Here is a 19,484-nt window from a genome sequence, read left to right as displayed (position 1 = left end):
GCAAACCTCGTCCGTAGGATGTGAGCAATGATAGGCAACACGACCAAGACGGCAATAGCCTTGCAGGGCTACCGCTGCCTCACGGGAAGTGATACGATTGTAGATCGCTCTAACGACTGACTAGGGCGTGCCCCTTGGGGCAGTGTTTTTTCTGATTAACCATCATAACTGCAACAGCCATGACGCAACGTACACTGGGCGGTACTGTCCGCAAACGTAAACGCACCTCTGGGTTCCGCGCGCGCATGCGCACCAAATCGGGTCAGAACGTCATTAAGGCACGGCGGCGTAAAGGACGGGCACGGCTTGCAGTCTAGTGCTCCCTCGTCAACATCGCCTGCGCGATCGCCATGATTTTGACCGCGTCTATCAACACAAAACCGCCCACCACGGCAAACTGGCCGTTCTTTGGCTGGCGCCCCAAGCCGTCAAGGCAGCACCCCGGCTGGGCATTGTGGTCAGCAAAAGGGTGAGTAAGCGAGCCGTCGATCGCAACCGTTTGAAACGGCAATGGCGACGGGTGATCCGCCCACTCTTACCGCAGATAGCCGCAGGGTGGGATATGATTGTGGTAGTGCGTCAGGCGGCACTGCAAGTGAGTGACGAGGACTGTCGCGCTGAATTGACGCAGTTAATAGCCAAAGCAGGGGTACTGACGATGCCAGGAATTTCCGAAGACGTTTTCTACGAAGGCGGTCCCCATTGGGGCGACTTGGTGATCAACTTACTGTTGGGGCTAACGGTGATTTGTCTGCCCCTTACCGTTGGTGCCATTGTCCGTGCCCTCTGGCTGCGCTACCGCATTACCAATCGGCGGATTACGGTGATAGGTGGCTGGATGGGGCGCGATCGCTCCGATGTCATTTATAGCGAAATCACCAAAGTCGTCACCGTTCCTCGCGGCTGGGGCGCCTACGGTGATATGGTCGTCACCCTCAAAGATGGTAGCCGCTTAGAAATGCGCGCTGTCCCCCGCTTCCGTGAAATTTACGACTACATTGCTGCCAAATTGAGTCCCGCTGCTAAAAGTGTCAGTGGCGCGATTGGTTCTTAAGACCTAAGATAGTTCTGTTAACTGTTCACCCCTAATTGCAGGATTCCATGGATTTTGGTATCGGTTTCCTCTCCAACAATATCATGCTGCCAATCCTTGATTTTTTCTATGGGATTGTGCCCAGCTATGGCCTTGCGATTGTGGCTTTGACACTGGTGGTGCGCTTTGCCGTCTATCCCCTCAGTGCGGGATCTATTCGCAATATGCGGCGCATGAAAGTGGTGCAGCCGATCATGCAAAAACGGATGCAGGAAATCCAACAGAAATACAAGGATAATCCTGCCGAACAGCAAAAGGCAATGGCAGAGGTGTACAAGGAGTTTGGTAATCCCTTGGCGGGGTGTTTCCCCCTGCTGTTGCAGTTGCCGATTCTCTTTGCTCTCTTTGCCACGCTCCGCGGATCACCCTTTGCTGATGTGAATTACCAGCTCAACCTGCAAATTGTTCCCCCTGATCAAACTGTCTTAGCCCAGCCCTTTGCCACTAAGCCGCAAAATATCTACGTTGATGAGGGCATCCACTTCCCCATTCAGGCGGTGGTTCCCAGCGGTACCAAGATTCCAGTGGGTCAAACGGTGGATCTCCAATTCCAAACCAAGGAGGGGAAACCCTTTAGTGAACTGGCCGCCGCCTATCCCAATAGTCACCTGCAACCCAAGTGGCAAATTATTCGCGGTCAAGAGCGGGCAACCATTGACAGTGAGGGGCATCTGCAAGCCCTGCAACCCGGTGATGTAACGGTTCAGGGAACGATTCCGGGGATTGCGGCGGATAAAGGTTTCCTCTTTATCTCTGCCCTTGGCCATGTGGGTGCCATTGATCAAGGGGAACTCTTCATCACGCTGCCCGATGGCACACGCCAGTTTAATTGGGGCGCGATCCACTGGGATATCCTGATCATGATCCTTGGCTTTGGTGTCAGTCTCTACGTCAACCAGTTGCTCTCTGGCCAAGGCAGCAGCAATAACCCGCAGCAGCAAACTGTAAATCAATTGACGCCGATTATCTTCTCTGGGATGTTCCTCTTTTTCCCACTGCCGGCAGGGGTGCTACTCTATATGCTAATCGCCAACATCTTCCAGACGGTGCAAACCTTTATTCTCCAACAGGAGCCGTTGCCAGAGAACCTGCAAAAACTCGTGGAGGAGCAGGAACGGGCTGAAGCGATTAAAAATCGGGCTGCTCTTCCCTTTGAGGGCAAGGGGGTTAAAAGTGCCAAGGCCACTAAAGCCAAGCGTCATCCATCAAGTTGAGGGGAGGCATGACCGCTGATCCAATTGCTGCGGGGTGTGCGTGGCTGGAACAGGCGCTTGCTCTAGCAGGCTTTAAGACAACCGTTTCTGTGGTGGAGTCCCCTTTAGCAAGTGTGGTGCCTGGGTACTGGCTAGAGATCGATCGCCAGTCCCTGAGTGCTGCGCAAATTGAATCCCTGCTGGCCAACAATGCCCAAGCTCTCGATGCGTTGCAATATCTGCTCAATGCCACGTTGAATTTGGGGCGATCGCGGGAGGAGCAAACGGCTTTTACCTTGGAATTGGCGGGCTATCGCCGCGCCCGTTATCGCCAGTTGCAGGAGATTGCCCATCAGGTGGCTGCCCAAGTCCTCGACACCGGTAAACCCGTTGAAATTCGCTCCCTATCCGCAGCAGAGCGGCGTGTCGTTCACAGTCTCATCAAGGTAGAGAGCGATCGCCTTGAAACCTTTAGTTATGGAGAGGAACCAGATCGCCGCTTGGTGGTGCAGTTAGCCCAAGGGACTGAGGCCGAGGTGGCGGCTGATGCGCTGGAGCAGGTATAGACCCAAAATCGAGTTGCCACTGCGATCGAGGGGTGGACTGTAGCAGGCGATCGCCCCCTGTCGCGGCACAATGGCCAAAATCACACCACTCACACCCGATTTCACGGGCAAGCCAATTTCTAGGGCATAGCGGGGGGAGTCCTCGTAGAGGCCACAGGTGAGCATGAGCACATTCACCTGCTGACGATGGCGATCGCTCACCTTGTCATGGGGCAGTGCCAACAGGAGACCCAAGCGCGCCACTTCCTCAATCGTTCCTTGGAAACAGCACACCTGATTGTAGATCTCAAGGGCAACTCCGGCATCGGCAATGCGTCCAGACTCCACTAAACACTGGGCAAGGGTGCGATTTTGCCAGTTGGGATGGCGATAAACGGCTGCTAACACCTCCTGATCCACCTGCAACTGCGTACCCGCACACTCATTGAGCCAAGTCTGAAAGACCGCAACACCGCCAACATGAGCCAATTGGCTAGCAAGGGCGATCGCTCCACTATTAATCATGGGATTGCGCGGCCACCCCTGATCAAGGGTTAACTGCAACACAGAGTTATAGGGGTAATCTGAGGGGCGCTGTCCCACCCACGTCCACACCTGCTCCTGCCACAGCGTCAAGGCATACAGCAGCAAGAAGGGCTTAATTGCGCTCATTAAGGGAAAGCGCAAATTGGAACGCCCAAGGGTAAACTGGTGCTTTGGGGTAACAAGGGCAAAGGCAAAGGCTTCAGACCCCACCCGCGGTAGCCGTTGAAGGGGTTCCCCCTGAGGAAGTTCTGCCGATGCAGCCTTGAGCCACTCTTGGATGAGGGCAGGGTCTAGATCCCCCAACATTGCTATTGCTGAGCCTAAGTATTGGCATCGAGGGAGAGCTGCTCGCTAGTGGTGACCCGTCGCCGCCGCCGCCGACCTGCGGGCACGGAGGCCTCTGGGGTGGATGCTTCCCCGCCGGATTCAGACTCGGTCGTGACTTCTGGCTCACTGGTATTGAGCAGCGCAGTGGCTGGAATCGGCTCGACATTAATCGTGCTAACCACAGGGGCGGGCGGCTCATCAGCAGTCTCTGGGATATCCTCAGGCATTCCCTCACTAACGGGTCGTGCAGTTTTCTGGGGCAGGGGTAGGGGGTCTTGGCCGGGGCGTGCCACCATCACAATCGTTCCCCGCGGATTCTTCACCTCCTCAGAGTGCAACACAAGGGGTGAAATTCCCATTTCCGCATAGACCGCCTGCTCTTGATCCGTCATTGTTACGGTAATCACTTCCGCTGGTTCAGAGCGGCTAGGACGGGCAGGGCGCGGCGGACGGCTCTCCACTTTGACCACTGGCGGCGGCGCCGTTTCTGTAGGCGTGGTAATCACCTTGCGGCCATTGCCATTTTCAGAGGCACGGCGAGGACTGCGGGGGGTTGGTGGATGACTACTGCGGGAAGCACGCGGGCGAATACCCCCTACCGCTTGATAGTCAGGGTGGTTAATGAGTTGGGTCTCTAGACTGCTACTGGCAAAGCCATTGGGTTCAGTGCGGGATTCTAAACTGCGGCGTGGCTCCGGTGGACGCGGCATGGGCGATCGCTCGACAATTTCGCCGGGGCTATCCTCCGGTTCACCGGGTAAATGCACCAAGTGACCCAGACCACCGCAGGCACTACAGGGACGGCCAAAAAGTTCATAGATATTTTGCCCTTGACGTTTGCGGGTCAGTTCCACTAGCCCCAGTTCTGAGAGTTGAGCAATTTGGGGGCGAGCTTTATCAGCACGCAGGGCTTTACTAAAGTGCTCCAGTAGTTGCAACTGGTCGCGGCGGGAATCCATGTCAATAAAATCCACAATGATCACGCCAGCAATATTGCGCAGTCGCAGTTGGCGAGCAATCTCCGTAGCCGCTTCGCAGTTTGTCCACAGCACTGTTTCCCGCGAGGTGGCTGAACTAGTGAATGAACCAGAGTTCACATCAATGACCGTCAGTGCCTCTGTTGGTTGAATGATGATATAGCCACCGGAGGGCAAATCCACACGGGGTTTCAGGGCTTCACGGATGGCAGCATTCACCCGAAAGTAATCCAAAATGGGAATGGGTTCTTGGTGATAGTCAATGAGAACCCCCACCGGCTTATTGACATTCCAGTTTTTCAGGTGCTGTTTGACCCGTTTGACCCCATCCGGAGTATCCACCACAATGCGGTTGACATCACTGCTATAGACATCCCGCAACACTTTTTGGATAAAGTCATCATCGCGCCCCAGAAGCTGGGGAGGACGGCTGGAGGCCGCCTGCTGTTGGATCGTTTCCCACTGCCGTTGCAGGAGTTCCAGATCCTCAAGTATGGCCTCTTCAGAGACACCCTCAGCCTCTGTACGCACCAGTAGCCCCATGCCAGCGGGTTTGACCAAAATGCCCAGGGCACGTAGCCGATGCCGTTCCGCCTCATTGGTAATCCGTCGCGATAGATTCACCCCCCGACCATAGGGCATCAGCACGAGATAGCGCCCAGGCAACGAAATATTTCCGGTCAGCCGTGGCCCCTTGGTGCCCGTGGGTTCCTTCATGACCTGAACCAGCACTTTTTGCTGCGGTGCGAGCAATTCCGTGATTGCCCCAGCCGTTCGCTTCAGGCGCAATGGGCCAAGGTCAGTGACATGGATAAAGCCATTACGGGAGGCATCCCCCAAGTTGACAAAGGCAGCATCAATGCCCGGTAGGACATTTTCAACCACCCCAAGGTAGATGTCCCCCACCTGATGGGTGCCCGTGGCCACGATTAATTCTTGAATTTGATCTTCGGCAAAGACCGCCGCTAGCCGATGTTCCTCGGCAATAATAATTTGCTTAGGCATTCATTATCCTTAGAATTTCTTAACAAAATAAACGTCAGCATGAATGGGCTAAAGGCATCTAGCACAGTGTTGAGCCACTCTTGCCCCTGTAAGGGACGCGTGCAAGTTTGGCTTTAAGATGGTTGGGAAAAGGGTTCCTGTAGAGGTGGGTTGGCATTGGAACGCGGAACGCAACTCTGGTGATACCTAAAAAGCTCTGCACGACTTGCAGAAGGAAAAGATGTCACCCCATGCCAGCCTTGATGAAAGTCTATGCTTAACCTTTGGTCTCTTAGGCTATGGAGGTTAAGCAAAAGGGATTTTTCTACAGTACCTCTAATGCTCTCTGATTATAGGTATCTCTGTCAAGATTGGCTAGGGGATTTTGCAAAAATTTTCACTGTCGCTGCCGCTAGCCTTTTGAGCACGAGCATAGTGTGCCACTTTGCAAACCTGATAGGACACTTTGGCGATCGCCCACAAAGCTGCTACAACTATAAACATCTATTAAGCGTCTTGGCTAGAAAATTAGCCACATTGAGGAGAATTGCCCATGGGAGTCCACATCAAGCAGGCAGTGGAAGTCGCGACCTATATCATCTCACAACGCCTACAGGGCAAAAAGCGCTTTCCCCTCACCTTGATGCTTGAGCCTCTCTTTCGCTGTAATCTCGCCTGTTCGGGCTGCGGTAAAATTCAGCATCCCCTTGAAGTCCTGCGCAAATATCTCACCCCAGAGGAATGCTTCCGCGCCGTTGAAGAATGTGGTGCACCGATTGTTGCCATTCCCGGTGGGGAACCCCTGCTGCACCCGCAAATTGATGAAATTGTCAGTGGCTTGGTGGCACGGCGGAAGTTTGTTTATCTGTGCACCAACGGTATTCTTCTAGAGGAAAATCTCCACAAATTCAAGCCCTCCCCCTACTTTAGCTTCAGCGTTCACCTCGATGGTCTGCGGGAGTGGCACGACAAATGCGTGGATCGCAAAGGGGTCTTTGATATTGCGGTGAAAGCGATTAAAGCGGCTAAAGCCAAGGGCTTCCGTGTCACCACCAATACGACAATTTTTGAAGGGGTGGATCCTAAGGAAATGCAGGAGTTCTTTGACTTTGTCAGTTCCCTAGGGGTGGATGGCATGATGATCTCGCCGGGCTATGCCTATGAGTGGGCACCGGATCAGGAGCACTTCCTCAAACGGGAGCAAACCCGTGCCCTCTTCCGCGAAATTCTCGCCCCTTACCGCGCGGGTCAGAAGAAATGGAACTTTAACCACAATCCCCTCTTCCTTGATTTCTTGGTCGGTGAAAAGGACTATGAGTGTACCCCTTGGGGCATGCCCAGCTATAGCGTCTTGGGTTGGCAAAAACCCTGCTATCTCCTCAATGAGGGGCATTACAAAACTTGGAAGGAACTGATTGAAAATACCGATTGGGAGAAGTATGGCCACAAAAGTGGCAATCCCAAGTGCCGTGACTGCATGGTGCACTGTGGTTATGAGGCCACCGCTGCCATGGATGCCTTTAACCCAGCCAATATGGTCAAGGCGGCGGGTAGTCTCTTTTAACGCGGGCGCATCAGTTGCCAACGTTGCTCTGCGGTTTCCACTGCGGTTTTCGGGGTTGATTTGCCAAGGAGAACGCTTTCGATCGCTCGTCCAAGGGTTTGGGAAAAGCGGGTATAACCACGGAAGTTGGGACGTGCCTGAGCAGCGGCCATCTGATCTAGAAAAACACGAAGCGCAGGTTGCTGTGCCACAAAGGCCTGATAGCGATCGTTGGTACGCACCCGTTCATTCACGGGCAAATACCCTGTGCCCAAAGCCCACTCCGTCTGAAATTCTTCACTGAGAACGTAGTCCAAAAAGGCTAGAGCAGCCTCTTCCCGTTGCGGTGTTGAGCGAAAGACAAAGAGATTTTCGCCCCCCAGTGCGGTTGCGGCGGTTTTGAGGGCGGGCATGGGTAGAACGCCAAAATCCACCCCCGACTGTTGGAGTTGCGCCAACGTCCAAGGCCCTGTAATTTGCATCGCCACCTCGCCACGAATCAATTGATCCAGTTCATAACCACGTTCCGGAGCAGAGAGTGTCGCTAAGCCTTCTTGTCGCAGGCGTTGCCAAAACTCAAGAGCCGCGATCGCGGGGGGTGTGTCAATGTGGGCGCTTTCTGGTGTGTCTCCGAGACTGCCACCCGCACTCCAAAAGAAGGGCAACCAAGTAAAGACGGCAAATTCCCCTTGGCCAAGGGCAAGGAGTAGTGGGGTGATGCCCTGTGCCTTTAGGGTTTGGCTGACCTGCTCTAATTCCTGCCATGTGCTGGGCAGTGTTTTCACGCCAGCGGCAGCCAATAAACTGGGACGATAAAAAATTCCAAGGTTGTTGGTGGCAAAGGGAATAGACCAGTAATGGTTGCCGTAGCGCATTGTTGGTATCAGAGCAGGACTAACTTGATCGCGGTAGGGGGAAGCTTGCCACCAGTCATCAAGGGGACGCAGGGCACCCAGATCAACAAACTGCCCCGTGATCGTGGGGTTATACCAGAGCAGATCTGGGGCGGCATTGCCCACCACTGCGGCCAGAATTTTCGGTAACTGCTGGTCGGGTTGGCTAACGTAGAGAGCTTGGACATGAATCTGGGGATGGCGGGCGTTGAAGCGATCCACAAGACGCTGGAGGATCACGCGGTTGGGGGGTGGGTTGACCCCATGCCAAAACACGAGTTCAATGGGCTTCGTAGATTGGGTTGCCGTTGTACAGCCGATGAGCAGTAGAGCTAAGCAACCCAGCAGCAGCGCAAACCAGCCGCGTCTATTGCAGGCGATCGAGCATGCGGTATTGAATCGCTTCGGCCACGTGAGCAGCGGCAATCGTTTCACAGTCGGCCAGATCAGCAATGGTACGGGCTACTTTTAGGATACGGTCTGTGGCGCGTGCCGAGAGACCCAGTTGGGCGATCGCCCTTTCTAGGAGCTTGGTGGAAGGCTCATCCAAACGACACCACTGGCGCAGATGGCGACTTTGCATTTGGGCGTTGCAGTGGAGAGTGGGTTCTTGAGCAAATCGCTGTTGGGCGCGTTGGCGTGCCGCCAAGACCCGCTGCCGTACCGTGGCTGAATCTTCCCCTAGGGTTTGGCGGGTCATTTCCTCGGGCTTGAGGCGGCTGACACTCACTTGCAGATCAATGCGATCCAGCAGGGGGCCAGAGAGCTTTGCCCAATACTGTTCTCGCTGGCGCGGCGAGCAGGTACAGGGTTGCACTGGATCGCCATAGTAGCCACAGGGGCAGGGATTGGTGCTGGCCACGAGGGTAAATTGCGCCGGGAACACCACGGATTGGCGGGTGCGGGCAATGGTGACTTGGCCATCTTCAAGGGGCTGCCGCAAAAACTCCAACACATCCCGCTTGAATTCCGTTAATTCATCAAGAAAGAGCACCCCCCGATGGGCAAGGGAGATTTCCCCCGGACGCGGATAACTGCCACCGCCCACAAGGGCAGGGCCAGAGGCAGAATGGTGCGGACTCCGAAAAGGGGGTTCTTGGAGCAATTGGCCGCGTTCTTTGAGCAGTCCAGCCACGGAGTGAATTTTGGTGACTTCAAGGGCTTCCTCAAAGGTCAAGGGCGGCAAGATGGTGGGTAACCGCCGTGCCAACATTGTTTTGCCACTGCCCGGTGGCCCGACAAAGATGAGATTGTGCCCACCCGCAGCCGCAATTTCGAGGGCACGCCGCGCTTGATACTGCCCCTTCACGTCCTTAAGGTCAAGACCAGAGCGGGCAGAGGGTGGAGCATGCAAACTTAGGGAATTGGCTGCTGGCGATCGCGAGTTGGGGTCATTCAAAAAGGCTGCGACTTCGGCGAGGGTGTGGCAACCATAGACCTTTAGCCCCTGCACCACCGCTGCTTCAGTGACATTGGCCATGGGCACCACGAGACCGGTCATGCCTTGGGCTTGCGCCGCAATGGCGATCGCCAGTACCCCTGCCACGGGTTGCAAGGTGCCATCGAGGGACACTTCGCCGAGAAAGAGATGATCGCCGAGTAAATCCGTTGCAACCTGTCCTGAAGCGGCTAGGATGCCAATGCTAATCGGGAGATCAAAGCTAGGGCCTTCTTTGCGTAAATCGGCGGGGGTGAGATTAACAACAATTCGCCGCATCGGGAAGCTAAAACCGGCATTGCGAATCGCCGCCTTAACGCGCTCCCGTGCCTCTTGCACACCCGCATCGGGCAGACCGACCACCACAATCCCCGGCAAGCCGCTAGAAACATCTACTTCGACGCCGACGGGAATCGCGTCAATTCCTAGAACGGCAGCACTCCAAACCCGTGCCAGCATAGCCTACTCATCAGAAAGAGCACCGACGACTGGCCGTGTTTCGTCTCGGTGCCCTTAACTGGTTCGCTCCTCACACACTTAATGACCTTAGCAGATGTATCGCTAATTTGTCACCATTGCATAGGATTTTTCATGAAGTTTATTTGCAAAACCCCAATTTCTGTGTCCAGTCTTAGCGCAAAGTGCCTAAGGTATGCCGCCAAGCCAACTCTTTGTTGATAATTTCGAGCGATCGCCGTTCAGTTCCACTGAACAGTGGCGTAATGGTTTCCAGAATTTGCCCCAACAAGGGTGCGGCATAGTTCCCCGTTGAGCGTAACAAATGGGCATAGTAGCGAAACTGGGCTTGACCTTGGGCACTGCGATGAAAGGCCAACACCTCAGCAGTGGTCAATTGCCACACGGGCGTATTCACAGGCACCACAAGGGTGGGCATCCCCTGCTGGCCATAGAGGCGATCCTCAGTAGTCACCAAATGACCAATGAGGGCAATCCACAGCAGTGTACGGGTTTCACTGACCAAATCGGGACTGAGAAAGGTGTCGGCATTGGTGGTGAGGCGCGGGCTGATCTGATGGAACTGGGGATTCAACAGTTGAGAGTTGTAAATGACCCCGACTGCCCAGTGGCGCTGCTCATCCTCGAGCTTGACAAAGCGACCAAAGCCATAGTCTTCTGGGGCGGGGGGGTGGGGCACATCCAAGCGATCCACCAGTTGCGCCACATAATCGCAGTGGGAGTTGGACTTGACGATGTGTCCGAGGTAAATGGCCTGCTCACTCATGGCTTGCCGCTAGGACCTGCTGTTGAATCTCAATGAGTTCTTGAATCCCTTGGCTGGCGACATCGAGAAGGCGATCGAGGGTTGGCCGATCAAAGGAACCGATCTCTGCTGTACCTTGAACCTCAATGAACTGACCATTGGCCGTCATCACGACATTGAAATCGACACTGGCTGCCACATCCTCAGCGTAGCTCAAATCCAAATAGGGGTCGCCATCAATCAGCCCCACAGAGACTGCCGCCACCTGATGACATAGGGGAGATTCGCTAAGTACCCCTTCCTGAAGTAAGGTACTCAGGGCATCCACAAGGGCAATGTAGCCCCCTGTAATCGCCAGCGATCGCGTGCCGGCATCGGCTTGGAGCACATCCGCATCCACAATGAGCGTGCGCTCCCCCAGTAAGGATAAGTCCAAAGCAGAGCGTAAGCTACGACCAATCAGGCGTTGAATTTCTTGGGTGCGCCCAGAGAGTTTGAGAAATTCTCGCTCTTGCCGTGGCCGCGTTGCACTGGGTAGCATGCGGTACTCTGCGGTGAGCCAGCCTTGGCCTGTGCCTTCTAAAAACTTGGGTACGCCTTCCTTGAGACTAACAGTGCACAACACTTGAGTTTGCCCCGCTTGGGCGAGCACTGAACCTAAGGCAAATTGGGTGAAATGCCGCTGAAACTGGTGCGATCGCAATTCCTGTGGTTGACGGCCATCGGGTCGCTGCCACCCCATGCTTGACTCCCTCTCAATTACCTTCCCTATTAGAGCTTATTTTCTGGAGCCAGCGCGAGACCTTGCCATTGGGCGATCGCCCGAGGATTGGAGATAATGTAGTTATTGCTACACGCTATACTCTTTTGCCAATGCTAAATAAAGATTAGCCCGTTGCCATAAAGAAGGAGTTTGACATTGAAAAAGGTAGAAGCCATTATTCGTCCCTTCAAACTGGATGAAGTCAAGATCGCCCTTGTCAATGCGGGCATTGTCGGCATGACCGTCTCCGAAGTACGCGGCTTTGGGCGGCAAAAGGGGCAAACCGAGCGCTACCGCGGCTCCGAATACACAGTAGAATTTTTACAAAAGTTAAAAATTGAGATTGTCGTTGAAGACAGTCAAGTGGATATGGTCGTGGCGAAAATTATTGAGGCTGCCCGCACGGGGGAAATTGGCGACGGCAAAATTTTTGTGACGCCCGTTGAGCAGGTCATTCGCATCCGCACCAGCGAAAAAGATCACGAGGCGGTTTAGGAGCGGATGCCGAAGATCTCTGGCCACACCCAGCTTCTGGGGGTGATTGGCGACCCGATTGCCCACACCCTCTCACCGGCAATGCACAATGCCGCGTTGGAGCATTTGGGTCTGGACTATGTCTATGTGCCCTTTTGGGTGAAGCCGCAGCAGTTGGGGGTGGCGATCGCTGGCCTCGATGCCCTGAATGTCGTTGGCTTTAATGTCACCCTTCCCCACAAAGAAACCATCCTTCCCTATTTGGCGGATGTCAGCGACCTCGCACAGCAGGTGGGGGCAGTCAACACCGTCTATCGCAGTGAAAAGGGATGGGTGGGTACCAATACCGATGTGCATGGCTTCTTGGCACCACTGCGGCAACAGTCCTACCCGTGGTCGGAGATTGCTGTTTTAGTCTTGGGCTATGGGGGTGCCGCGCGAGCCGTGGTCACTGCCTGTTATGACTTGGGCTGTCGGCAGATCTATATCAGTGGTCGCCAAGGGGAACGGCTAGAGGCCTTTGTTGCCAGTTGGCCACAGATCACGCTCCATCCCCTTTTATGGTCAGAGCGGGTCAGTTGTTTGGAGAAAGTCAGCCTTGTGGTCAATACCACCCCCATTGGCATGAGTCCCCATACTGGCACCACCCCCCTCACAGCCGAGGACTTGGCACGATTGCCCACCACCGCCATTGTCTATGACCTCATCTACAAACCTCGCCCCACCCTTCTTTTGCAATTAGCGATGGCACGGGGACTGCAAACCTTCGACGGCCTTGCCATGCTTCTCCATCAGGGAGCCGCAGCCTTGGAGTACTGGATTGGCCAACCCGCCCCCACTGCCATCATGGCCACTGCCCTTGAAAGTGCCCTAGGGATGGAGAAATAACATGACACCTTGGCTGTCAGAACTAAGGTGGTTATCGGCGGTTTTGCTGGTGTCGCTCTTCATGGCCCTAGGCATTAAATTTATTGCCCCCCTCTATCCCTTGCCGCCAAATTTGGGGCTAATTACTTTACTGCTCCTTTTACCGGCAGCTTTGATGGGGATTGTTTTACTGAGTCTCAACCAAAACGATAACCAAAACCGCGCACCGTAAGAATGTATTGGGGATGACTGGGATCGGTTTCAATTTTCTCCCGCAGCCAGCGGATGTGGACATCAACCGTTTTGCTATCGCCAATAAAGTCATGCCCCCACACTTGATCGAGTAACTGCTCCCGTGGCCAAACGCGGCGAGGGTGACGCATAAACAGTTCAAGCAGTTTATATTCTTTGGGGGAGAGATTGATCTCCTTGCCCCGCAGGGTTACGCGGCATTCTTGGGAATAGAGGCAGAGATCGCGAAAGCGCAGCACCGTTGGCACTGTAGCCTGTTGAATTTGCGTCCGCCGCAATAGGGCACGACAGCGCGCCAGCATCTCCCGCATGCCAAAGGGCTTGGCCAAGTAGTCATCGGCACCAATTTCAAGGCCAACCACTCGATCAATTTCACTGCCTTTGGCACTGATCATGAGAATGGGAACTGTACAGCCTTCACGGCGAATTAAGCGGCATAGGTCTAATCCATTGATGCCCGGCAGCATGACATCTAGGATGATCAAATGCACCTCTGCCTTTTCAGGATTAGGATCCATCAAGAGATAGGTATTAATGAGATTGAGAGCCTCATAACCATCACTGGCCACAAGGGTATGGTAGCCTTCCTCCTGCAAAGCAAGGACAAGGGTTTCCCGAATCAGGTCTTCATCTTCAACCACTAAGATGTTGGCAAGGGCAGGTGGTGTGGCAAAAGGAGCCTTGGCGGGTTCGGCGGCTGTATCAATAGAAAGCATAAAAAACCTGCGTAGTGCCCGGTTGGCTTCATTCTATCACTGCGGTTCCTTGCCCCTATTGGTTCTTGAAGTTCATCGGGCCTGTGTATTGACTCAGCCGACTGAGTTCACTGAGCGATCGCGTGCCGGAGTAAAGCTGATCGTTGATTTCCCATGTGGGATAGCCCTGAATTCCCTTGGCACGGCAGCGTTCCACTTGGGGATTGGCACCATTGGGGTCACATTCAACATAGTTGAGTTCCCGTACTGCCTGCTTACCAAAGAGTTCCTTTTGATCGTGGCAGTGGCTACACCAATAGGCACCATACATAACCGCTCCCACTTGGGTGAGATGGCGAGCAAGGGCCATTTCCGCCGCACCTGAGGTATTGACGATGGGGATGCCAGGACCCTCAGGGTTGGCCATGCGGGCATTATAGATGCCAAAGACGGCCACCAGCGTAATCACAGCAGTAATCACGCCATTGAAAAAGAGTTGGCCGCGATCGCTCCATTCACGACCAATAATCGTCAAGATTAAAAATGTAAAGCTAAAGACGGCTGAGGCAATGCAATAGGGACAAGTGGCCTTAATCTCTGTAACCAAGATATACATGAGGTAACTGCTGAAGCTGGCCATGGCCGTTGCCCCCAGAAAGAGCAAAAGCCAAGTGGTGTTTTCAGCATTGCGGCGGAGTTCTTTTTGCTGCGGCTGGTTCAACAACAGGGGCAGGGCCGCCAACGACAGCATCCCCGTGTAGGCGACAAAGCCAATGAGGGAGAGGGGAATACCAAACACGGTTGCCCAAGGACTATTGAGGACAATGTCACAGCCATCGGTGGGACAAGTGACCTCTTGATTGGTCAGCTTGGCGATCGTCAGGTAGGCGGTCACCACCATGCCAGCGAGGGCAACCCCGCCAATCAACCACCGTGACCAACGATGAATCCAAGGGGTGGAGCGTCGTCGAACCATAGGTGAGCCTCCGCATTGAATCATTTTTCATCATACCGATTGGCAGACAGCACCGCTTGGGCATTGCGGCGCCATTGGGCGGGTTTAATTCGCCGTAGGGCAGAACCACGGGTGAGTTCATCCCATGCTGCATCGCTGAGGGTGGCGAGTTCCTCTGGAGAAGTCTTCAAGAGGGGCGATCGCGGGGCAAAGTCGGCCACATCCGTGGGTTGAGCAAAGCGTTGATTCCAAGGACACACTTCCTGGCAAATGTCACAGCCGGCAACCCAGCCTTCTAAATGAGCAGCAATGGCGGGGGGAATTTCCGGGGCACGGCTTTCGATCGTGTGGTAGGCAATGCAGCGGTTGGCATCCACCACATAGGGTTCAACAATGGCGCCGGTGGGACAGGCGGCCAAGCAACGGGTACAGGTGCCGCAGTGATTAGTGTGGGGGCGATCGCCCGTCAACTCCAACGTGGTGATTAACTCTCCCAAGAAAATCCACGAGCCATACTGCCGCGAAATCACATTACTGTGCTTGCCAATCCAGCCAATTCCCGCCTGCTCCGCCCACACTTTGTCCTGTACCGGGCCTGTATCCACATACCAACGGTAGTCCATTTCAGGTACCTGAGCCTGCAGCCATTGCCCTAGGGCTTGCAAGCGTTTTCCCAAAACCCGATGGTAATCCCGCCCCCACGCATAGCGGGCAATTTTCACCTTAGGGGGTGGCTCTGGATCAGGCTGATAGTAATTGAGGGCAACGGAAATCACCGATCGCGCTCCCGTCAGGACGGCTTGAATCTCCTGTCGCCGCGGGTTGGCCATCCACGCCATCTCCCCTTGGAAGCCTTGGGCTAACCAGCGTTGTAGGGCAGCCACCCCAGAAGGATGGTCATGGGTATAGGCGCGCAAATCCACAATCCCCACCCGATGGAACCCCAACTGATGGGCAAATTGCTTAATCGCAGCAGCAGTAATCATAGAGAAATAATATCTCGCTCCTGTGAAAAGGGCTGTAGGATGAGGTTGCACCGTTTGCTGAGGGAGTAGGAAAGAGGAATGTCAGAGATGCCGCTGGTTGCCATTGTCATGGGCAGTGATTCGGATTTGCCGACCCTGCAGGGGGCGATCGCCATCTGTGAACGCTTTGGCATTCCCCATGAAGTGGCGATTCTCTCGGCTCACCGCACGCCTCTTGCCATGGTCGAGTTTGCCCAAAATGCCCATCAGCGGGGTCTGAAAGTCATTATTGCGGGTGCCGGTGGCGCTGCCCACTTGCCCGGCATGATTGCTGCCTTAACTCCCCTACCCGTGATTGGCGTACCCGTACCGAGCCGACACTTACAGGGGCTGGACTCCCTCTACTCCATTGTGCAGATGCCGGCTGGGATTCCCGTGGCGACGGTTGCCATTGGCAATGCCCAAAATGCAGGCCTATTGGCCGTCCAACTATTGGCCAGTCATGATCCAAAGCTGCTGGAGCAAGTGATGGCCTATCGTCAAGAGTTGGCCGCGACGGTGACCGCCAAGAATCAAAAACTGCAAACCCTAGGGGCTAGCGCTTATCTGCAACAGCAGTAATCTCTGATTCAGGTTCTAGGGACGAACCCGAGAGTCTTGCCTTTTGCAGATCCTGTCGAAAGAGGGGGAGAATACGGCGACATTGATCCACAAAACTCACTAACCATGTTTCCAACTGCTGCTGTTGAGTTGGGTTCACAAGAGTCTTCCCAGTTCCTAACGACCCGTGGTAGGTGATGTAGCCATCATCGGTAACAACAAAATCAGCAAACCAACTACTAGAAGGGCGGCAGGCTCGCCAGTAATTCGCGACGATGACTTTGCCAAGGTATTTTTGGGCTAATTCACTGACGCGGTTCAAGTGATCGAGGGCTTGAGCCACCGTTAAAGACGGCTGCTCTTTGACAGGGATGACTGGCTCCCTAGGCGCAGCTTGAGGACTCTCAGAGGGGCAGTCCATACCCAAAATCCGCCATAGTTTTTCCTCAAGGCTTTTGAATTGCATCTGTCGGTGAGGCTCCTCATTCCCCTCGTTGCTGAGGGAGCGGTGGAGGCGCACAATCATCTCTACAGCTGCTAATTCTGAGGGGGCAAGGGATTCTAGGCGATTTAGAATATCGTTCTCGCGATTGCCCACAGGGCACGCTTCGCGATCGCCCGCTGCTTTCTCTAAACTTTGACCGGCGAGGGCAAAAATATCGCTTCCTTGATTGAGTAAACGCAGAATGTAGTGCCGTGTCATTGGTGTGAGTGAGACCCCCACGATACGCTTCCCCCTTGCTGATTAAAGTCCTTAATTTTTATGTTAAAGGAGATCAAAATTGAACAATCCCTAGCTGTAAAACTTGAGAGGGTTTAGGAACGTCTTTACGATCAGGATTCGCGCGATAGGCATGAAATTGAACTAAAATATACGTACTCGAATCCACTGTGCTGCTCTCCCGATCGCCTGCTGCTATGAACGCTTTTGCACCTAGCTTGCCGACTGATATTGAATTACCCGATTGGTTAGCGACGTGCCTGCGAAATCCAGAGCCTGAGAATGGGGATGATTTGGTCTGTCGAGCGTTTCAATTTGCCTACGACCTACACCAAGGACAGCGGCGGGCGTCTGGGGAACCCTACATTGCCCATCCTGTGGCAGTGGCAAGTATTCTGCGAGATTTAGGCGGGGGGCCTGCTCTTTTGGCGGCGGGGTTTCTCCACGATGTGATTGAGGATACCGCTGTTACGGCAGAGGAGCTAGAAGCCAATTTTGGTGCCGAGGTGCGGCGACTGGTGGAGGGGGTCACTAAGCTCTCGAAGTTTAACTTCTCCAGTAAGACGGAGCGGCAAGCGGAAAGTTTCCGACGCATGTTTTTGGCGATGGCGCAAGATATTCGGGTCATCGTTGTCAAGCTGGCCGATCGCCTGCACAATATGCGCACCCTAGAGTATCTACCGGAAGATCGCCGCCGTGCCATTGCCCAAGAAACCCGTGATGTCTTTGCCCCCTTGGCCAATCGCTTGGGGATTTGGCGGATCAAGTGGGAGCTAGAGGATTTAGCCTTTAAGTATTTAGAGCCAGAAGCCTACCGCCGCATTCAGGAACTGGTGGCGGAAAAACGCGCTAATCGCGAGGCACAACTGCAGCAGGCGATTCAAATTCTCTATGACCGCTTATCGGGAATGGGCTTTGGATACTTAGAAATTAGTGGCCGTCCCAAACACCTCTATAGCATCTATCAAAAAATGATGCGGCAGCAAAAAGAATTCCATGAAATCTATGATGTGGCGGGCATTCGCATTCTGGTGGCCACAAAAGATGAGTGCTATCGTGCCCTTGCCGTCGTCCATGACTGTTTCCTTTCCGTGCCAGGGCGGTTCAAGGACTACATCAGCTTGCCCAAACCCAACCAGTATCAATCGCTGCACACGGTGGTTATTGGTCTTGGGGGGCGCCCCTTGGAGGTGCAAATTCGCACATTGGCGATGCACCATGTCTCTGAGTATGGGATTGCTGCTCACTGGAAGTATAAAGAAACAGGTCATTCCTTGCCGCAACAGTGGAGTGCTCGCGATCAAAAATTCACTTGGCTACGGCAACTGCTGGATTGGCAAAATGACCTCAAGGATGCCCAAGAATATCTCGATAGCATTCGCGATGATCTCTTTGATAAGGAGGTCTACGTCTTTACGCCCCAAGGGGATGTCCTTGCCCTGCAACAGGGGGCGACGCCCCTCGACTTTGCCTACCATATTCACACCGATGTCGGGAATCACTGTGCTGGGGCACGGGTGAATGGTCGGATGGTGCCCTTGGATACACCACTGCGCAATGGCGACATAGTTGAGATCATCACCCAGAAAACTGCCCACCCCAGTTTGGACTGGTTGAACTTTGTTAAAACCACAACGGCACGCAATCGTATTCGGCAGTGGTACAAGCGATCGCGCCGCGATGAAAACCTGCAGCGGGGACGGGAATTACTGGAGAAGGAACTGGGCAAAGCGGGTCTAGAAGCCCTTCTGAAGTCACCGCAGATGCAACAGGTGGCAGAGCGCAGCAACTACCAAAGTGTCGATGATTTAGTGGCCGCCGTGGGCTATGGCGAAATTACGTTGAATCTGGTGGTGAATCGGCTGCGGGCAATTACCCTAGCGCGTCCAGAGACAACCCCACCGGAACTGCCTTCAGAATCTGCCCCTGTTAACCGTGTACCCGCCGCCACGAAACCCAGTGATTCCCCGATTCTTGGGGTGGAGGGCTTGGTTTATCACATTGCTGGCTGCTGTTGTCCTGTGCCCGATGAACCGATTATTGGCGTGGTGACGCTGGGGAGTCGGGGTATTTCAATTCATCGTCAGGGCTGTAGCAACCTAGAGTCGGTGTCGAGCGATCGCCTGATTCCCGTGAGTTGGAACACAAAAGTCAATCAACGCCGTCCCCAAACCTACCCTGTGGATGTGCAAATTGAGGTGATTGATCGCGTTGGTATTCTTAAGGATATTTTGACCCGTTTAACTGATAATCAAATTAATGTGCGACGAGCCAATGTCCACACGGATCCGGGACGCACGGCGATTATTGATTTGTGTATTGATATTGTGAATGCAAAGCAGTTGGATCATCTCTTGGCGCAAATTAGAAAAATCACTGATGTCCTCAACATTCGTCGCCGTCAGCAAACGGAAGTGAGTTCTCCCTAGGT

General features: G+C 54.1%; 20 protein-coding genes and 1 pseudogene. 11 read left to right on the top strand and 10 right to left on the bottom strand.

What is annotated here, in order from left to right; translation table 11 throughout:
* Positions 1 to 179: 179 nt before the first annotated feature.
* The 5 genes and pseudogenes from rpmH (at position 180) to RHH81_RS12940 (ending at position 2,852) form a co-directional block, all read left to right on the top strand.
* Positions 180 to 317: a 50S ribosomal protein L34 gene (rpmH, locus tag RHH81_RS12960; RefSeq protein ID WP_099799755.1), complete on the top strand. Its 138-nt coding sequence runs from the start codon at positions 180 to 182 to the stop codon at positions 315 to 317.
* A pseudogene (rnpA, locus tag RHH81_RS12955) lies at positions 317 to 586 on the top strand (ribonuclease P protein component); the annotation flags it as partial. The gene rpmH and the pseudogene rnpA, both read left to right, overlap by 1 nt.
* Before the next feature lie 72 nt (positions 587 to 658).
* Entirely contained in the window at positions 659 to 1,054 is a 396-nt protein-coding gene (locus RHH81_RS12950) for a PH domain-containing protein (RefSeq protein ID WP_310743554.1), read from the top strand.
* Between the two features lie 47 nt (positions 1,055 to 1,101).
* Entirely contained in the window at positions 1,102 to 2,307 is a 1,206-nt protein-coding gene (yidC, locus tag RHH81_RS12945; protein ID WP_310743163.1) for a membrane protein insertase YidC, read from the top strand.
* Positions 2,308 to 2,315: 8 nt separating this feature from the next.
* Positions 2,316 to 2,852, top strand: a complete 537-nt coding sequence (locus tag RHH81_RS12940) for a R3H domain-containing nucleic acid-binding protein (RefSeq protein ID WP_310743162.1) — start codon at positions 2,316 to 2,318, stop codon at positions 2,850 to 2,852.
* Here the strand turns inward: RHH81_RS12940 and RHH81_RS12935 are convergent.
* On the bottom strand, positions 2,799 to 3,683 hold the full coding sequence (locus tag RHH81_RS12935) for a glutaminase (RefSeq protein ID WP_310743161.1): 885 nt from the start codon (positions 3,681 to 3,683) through the stop codon (positions 2,799 to 2,801). The genes RHH81_RS12940 and RHH81_RS12935 overlap by 54 nt on opposite strands.
* Positions 3,684 to 3,697: 14 nt before the next feature.
* Positions 3,698 to 5,686 (bottom strand): Rne/Rng family ribonuclease, encoded by a 1,989-nt coding sequence (locus tag RHH81_RS12930; RefSeq protein WP_310743160.1) that lies wholly within the window; start codon positions 5,684 to 5,686, stop codon positions 3,698 to 3,700.
* A gap of 532 nt (positions 5,687 to 6,218) precedes the next feature.
* On the opposite strand from RHH81_RS12930, the gene hpnH reads away from it, so the two are divergent.
* Entirely contained in the window at positions 6,219 to 7,229 is a 1,011-nt protein-coding gene (gene hpnH, locus RHH81_RS12925) for an adenosyl-hopene transferase HpnH (RefSeq protein ID WP_206200523.1), read from the top strand.
* Here the strand turns inward: hpnH and RHH81_RS12920 are convergent.
* From RHH81_RS12920 to rph, 4 genes are all read right to left on the bottom strand, one after another.
* The gene (locus tag RHH81_RS12920) at positions 7,226 to 8,536 is read right to left on the bottom strand and encodes an ABC transporter substrate-binding protein (RefSeq protein WP_310743159.1); all 1,311 of its coding nucleotides are present in this window, start codon (positions 8,534 to 8,536) and stop codon (positions 7,226 to 7,228) included. The two genes, hpnH and RHH81_RS12920, sit on opposite strands and share 4 nt — an antisense overlap.
* The gene (locus RHH81_RS12915) at positions 8,469 to 9,998 is read right to left on the bottom strand and encodes a YifB family Mg chelatase-like AAA ATPase (RefSeq protein ID WP_310743158.1); all 1,530 of its coding nucleotides are present in this window, start codon (positions 9,996 to 9,998) and stop codon (positions 8,469 to 8,471) included. The genes RHH81_RS12920 and RHH81_RS12915 overlap by 68 nt, the downstream gene beginning before the upstream one ends.
* A 172-nt stretch (positions 9,999 to 10,170) precedes the next feature.
* Positions 10,171 to 10,782: a hypothetical protein gene (locus RHH81_RS12910; protein WP_206200520.1), complete on the bottom strand. Its 612-nt coding sequence runs from the start codon at positions 10,780 to 10,782 to the stop codon at positions 10,171 to 10,173.
* On the bottom strand, positions 10,775 to 11,503 hold the full coding sequence (gene rph, locus RHH81_RS12905; RefSeq protein ID WP_206200519.1) for a ribonuclease PH: 729 nt from the start codon (positions 11,501 to 11,503) through the stop codon (positions 10,775 to 10,777). The genes RHH81_RS12910 and rph overlap by 8 nt, the downstream gene beginning before the upstream one ends.
* Before the next feature lie 177 nt (positions 11,504 to 11,680).
* On the opposite strand from rph, the gene RHH81_RS12900 reads away from it, so the two are divergent.
* The 3 genes from RHH81_RS12900 to RHH81_RS12890 are packed head-to-tail and all read left to right on the top strand — an operon-like array spanning position 11,681 to position 13,097.
* On the top strand, positions 11,681 to 12,019 hold the full coding sequence (locus RHH81_RS12900) for a P-II family nitrogen regulator (RefSeq protein WP_206200518.1): 339 nt from the start codon (positions 11,681 to 11,683) through the stop codon (positions 12,017 to 12,019).
* Between the two features lie 6 nt (positions 12,020 to 12,025).
* Positions 12,026 to 12,886 carry a shikimate dehydrogenase gene (locus RHH81_RS12895; RefSeq protein WP_206200517.1) on the top strand — a complete coding sequence of 287 codons (861 nt, stop codon included), beginning with the start codon at positions 12,026 to 12,028 and terminating at the stop codon, positions 12,884 to 12,886.
* Position 12,887: 1 nt separating this feature from the next.
* Positions 12,888 to 13,097, top strand: coding sequence for a hypothetical protein (locus RHH81_RS12890; RefSeq protein WP_206200516.1), 210 nt, complete (start codon positions 12,888 to 12,890; stop codon positions 13,095 to 13,097).
* Here the strand turns inward: RHH81_RS12890 and RHH81_RS12885 are convergent.
* The 3 genes from RHH81_RS12885 to queG are packed head-to-tail and all read right to left on the bottom strand — an operon-like array spanning position 13,063 to position 15,753.
* The gene (locus RHH81_RS12885) at positions 13,063 to 13,833 is read right to left on the bottom strand and encodes a response regulator transcription factor (RefSeq protein WP_310743157.1); all 771 of its coding nucleotides are present in this window, start codon (positions 13,831 to 13,833) and stop codon (positions 13,063 to 13,065) included. The genes RHH81_RS12890 and RHH81_RS12885 overlap by 35 nt on opposite strands.
* Positions 13,834 to 13,888: 55 nt before the next feature.
* Positions 13,889 to 14,788 (bottom strand): vitamin K epoxide reductase family protein, encoded by a 900-nt coding sequence (locus RHH81_RS12880; protein WP_225901597.1) that lies wholly within the window; start codon positions 14,786 to 14,788, stop codon positions 13,889 to 13,891.
* A gap of 20 nt (positions 14,789 to 14,808) precedes the next feature.
* A complete protein-coding gene (queG, locus tag RHH81_RS12875) occupies positions 14,809 to 15,753 on the bottom strand; it encodes a tRNA epoxyqueuosine(34) reductase QueG (RefSeq protein WP_310743156.1) in 945 nt (314 codons plus the stop codon).
* A gap of 78 nt (positions 15,754 to 15,831) precedes the next feature.
* Here queG and purE point away from each other — a divergent pair, with 78 nt between their 5' ends.
* Positions 15,832 to 16,353, top strand: coding sequence for a 5-(carboxyamino)imidazole ribonucleotide mutase (gene purE / locus RHH81_RS12870; RefSeq protein WP_206200512.1), 522 nt, complete (start codon positions 15,832 to 15,834; stop codon positions 16,351 to 16,353).
* Here the strand turns inward: purE and RHH81_RS12865 are convergent.
* Complete coding sequence (locus tag RHH81_RS12865) at positions 16,328 to 17,056, bottom strand: hypothetical protein (RefSeq protein WP_310743155.1); 729 nt, start codon at positions 17,054 to 17,056, stop codon at positions 16,328 to 16,330. The genes purE and RHH81_RS12865 overlap by 26 nt on opposite strands.
* A gap of 194 nt (positions 17,057 to 17,250) precedes the next feature.
* Here RHH81_RS12865 and RHH81_RS12860 point away from each other — a divergent pair, with 194 nt between their 5' ends.
* The gene (locus tag RHH81_RS12860) at positions 17,251 to 19,482 is read left to right on the top strand and encodes a bifunctional (p)ppGpp synthetase/guanosine-3',5'-bis(diphosphate) 3'-pyrophosphohydrolase (RefSeq protein ID WP_310743154.1); all 2,232 of its coding nucleotides are present in this window, start codon (positions 17,251 to 17,253) and stop codon (positions 19,480 to 19,482) included.
* The last annotated feature ends 2 nt before the right edge of the window (positions 19,483 to 19,484 follow it).

The organism is Thermosynechococcus sp. PKX95 (assembly GCF_031583295.1).
GTDB lineage: Bacteria > Cyanobacteriota > Cyanobacteriia > Thermosynechococcales > Thermosynechococcaceae > Thermosynechococcus.
Note: the sequence above shows the minus strand (reverse complement) of the source record. Positions and strands in the feature narration are given on the sequence as shown.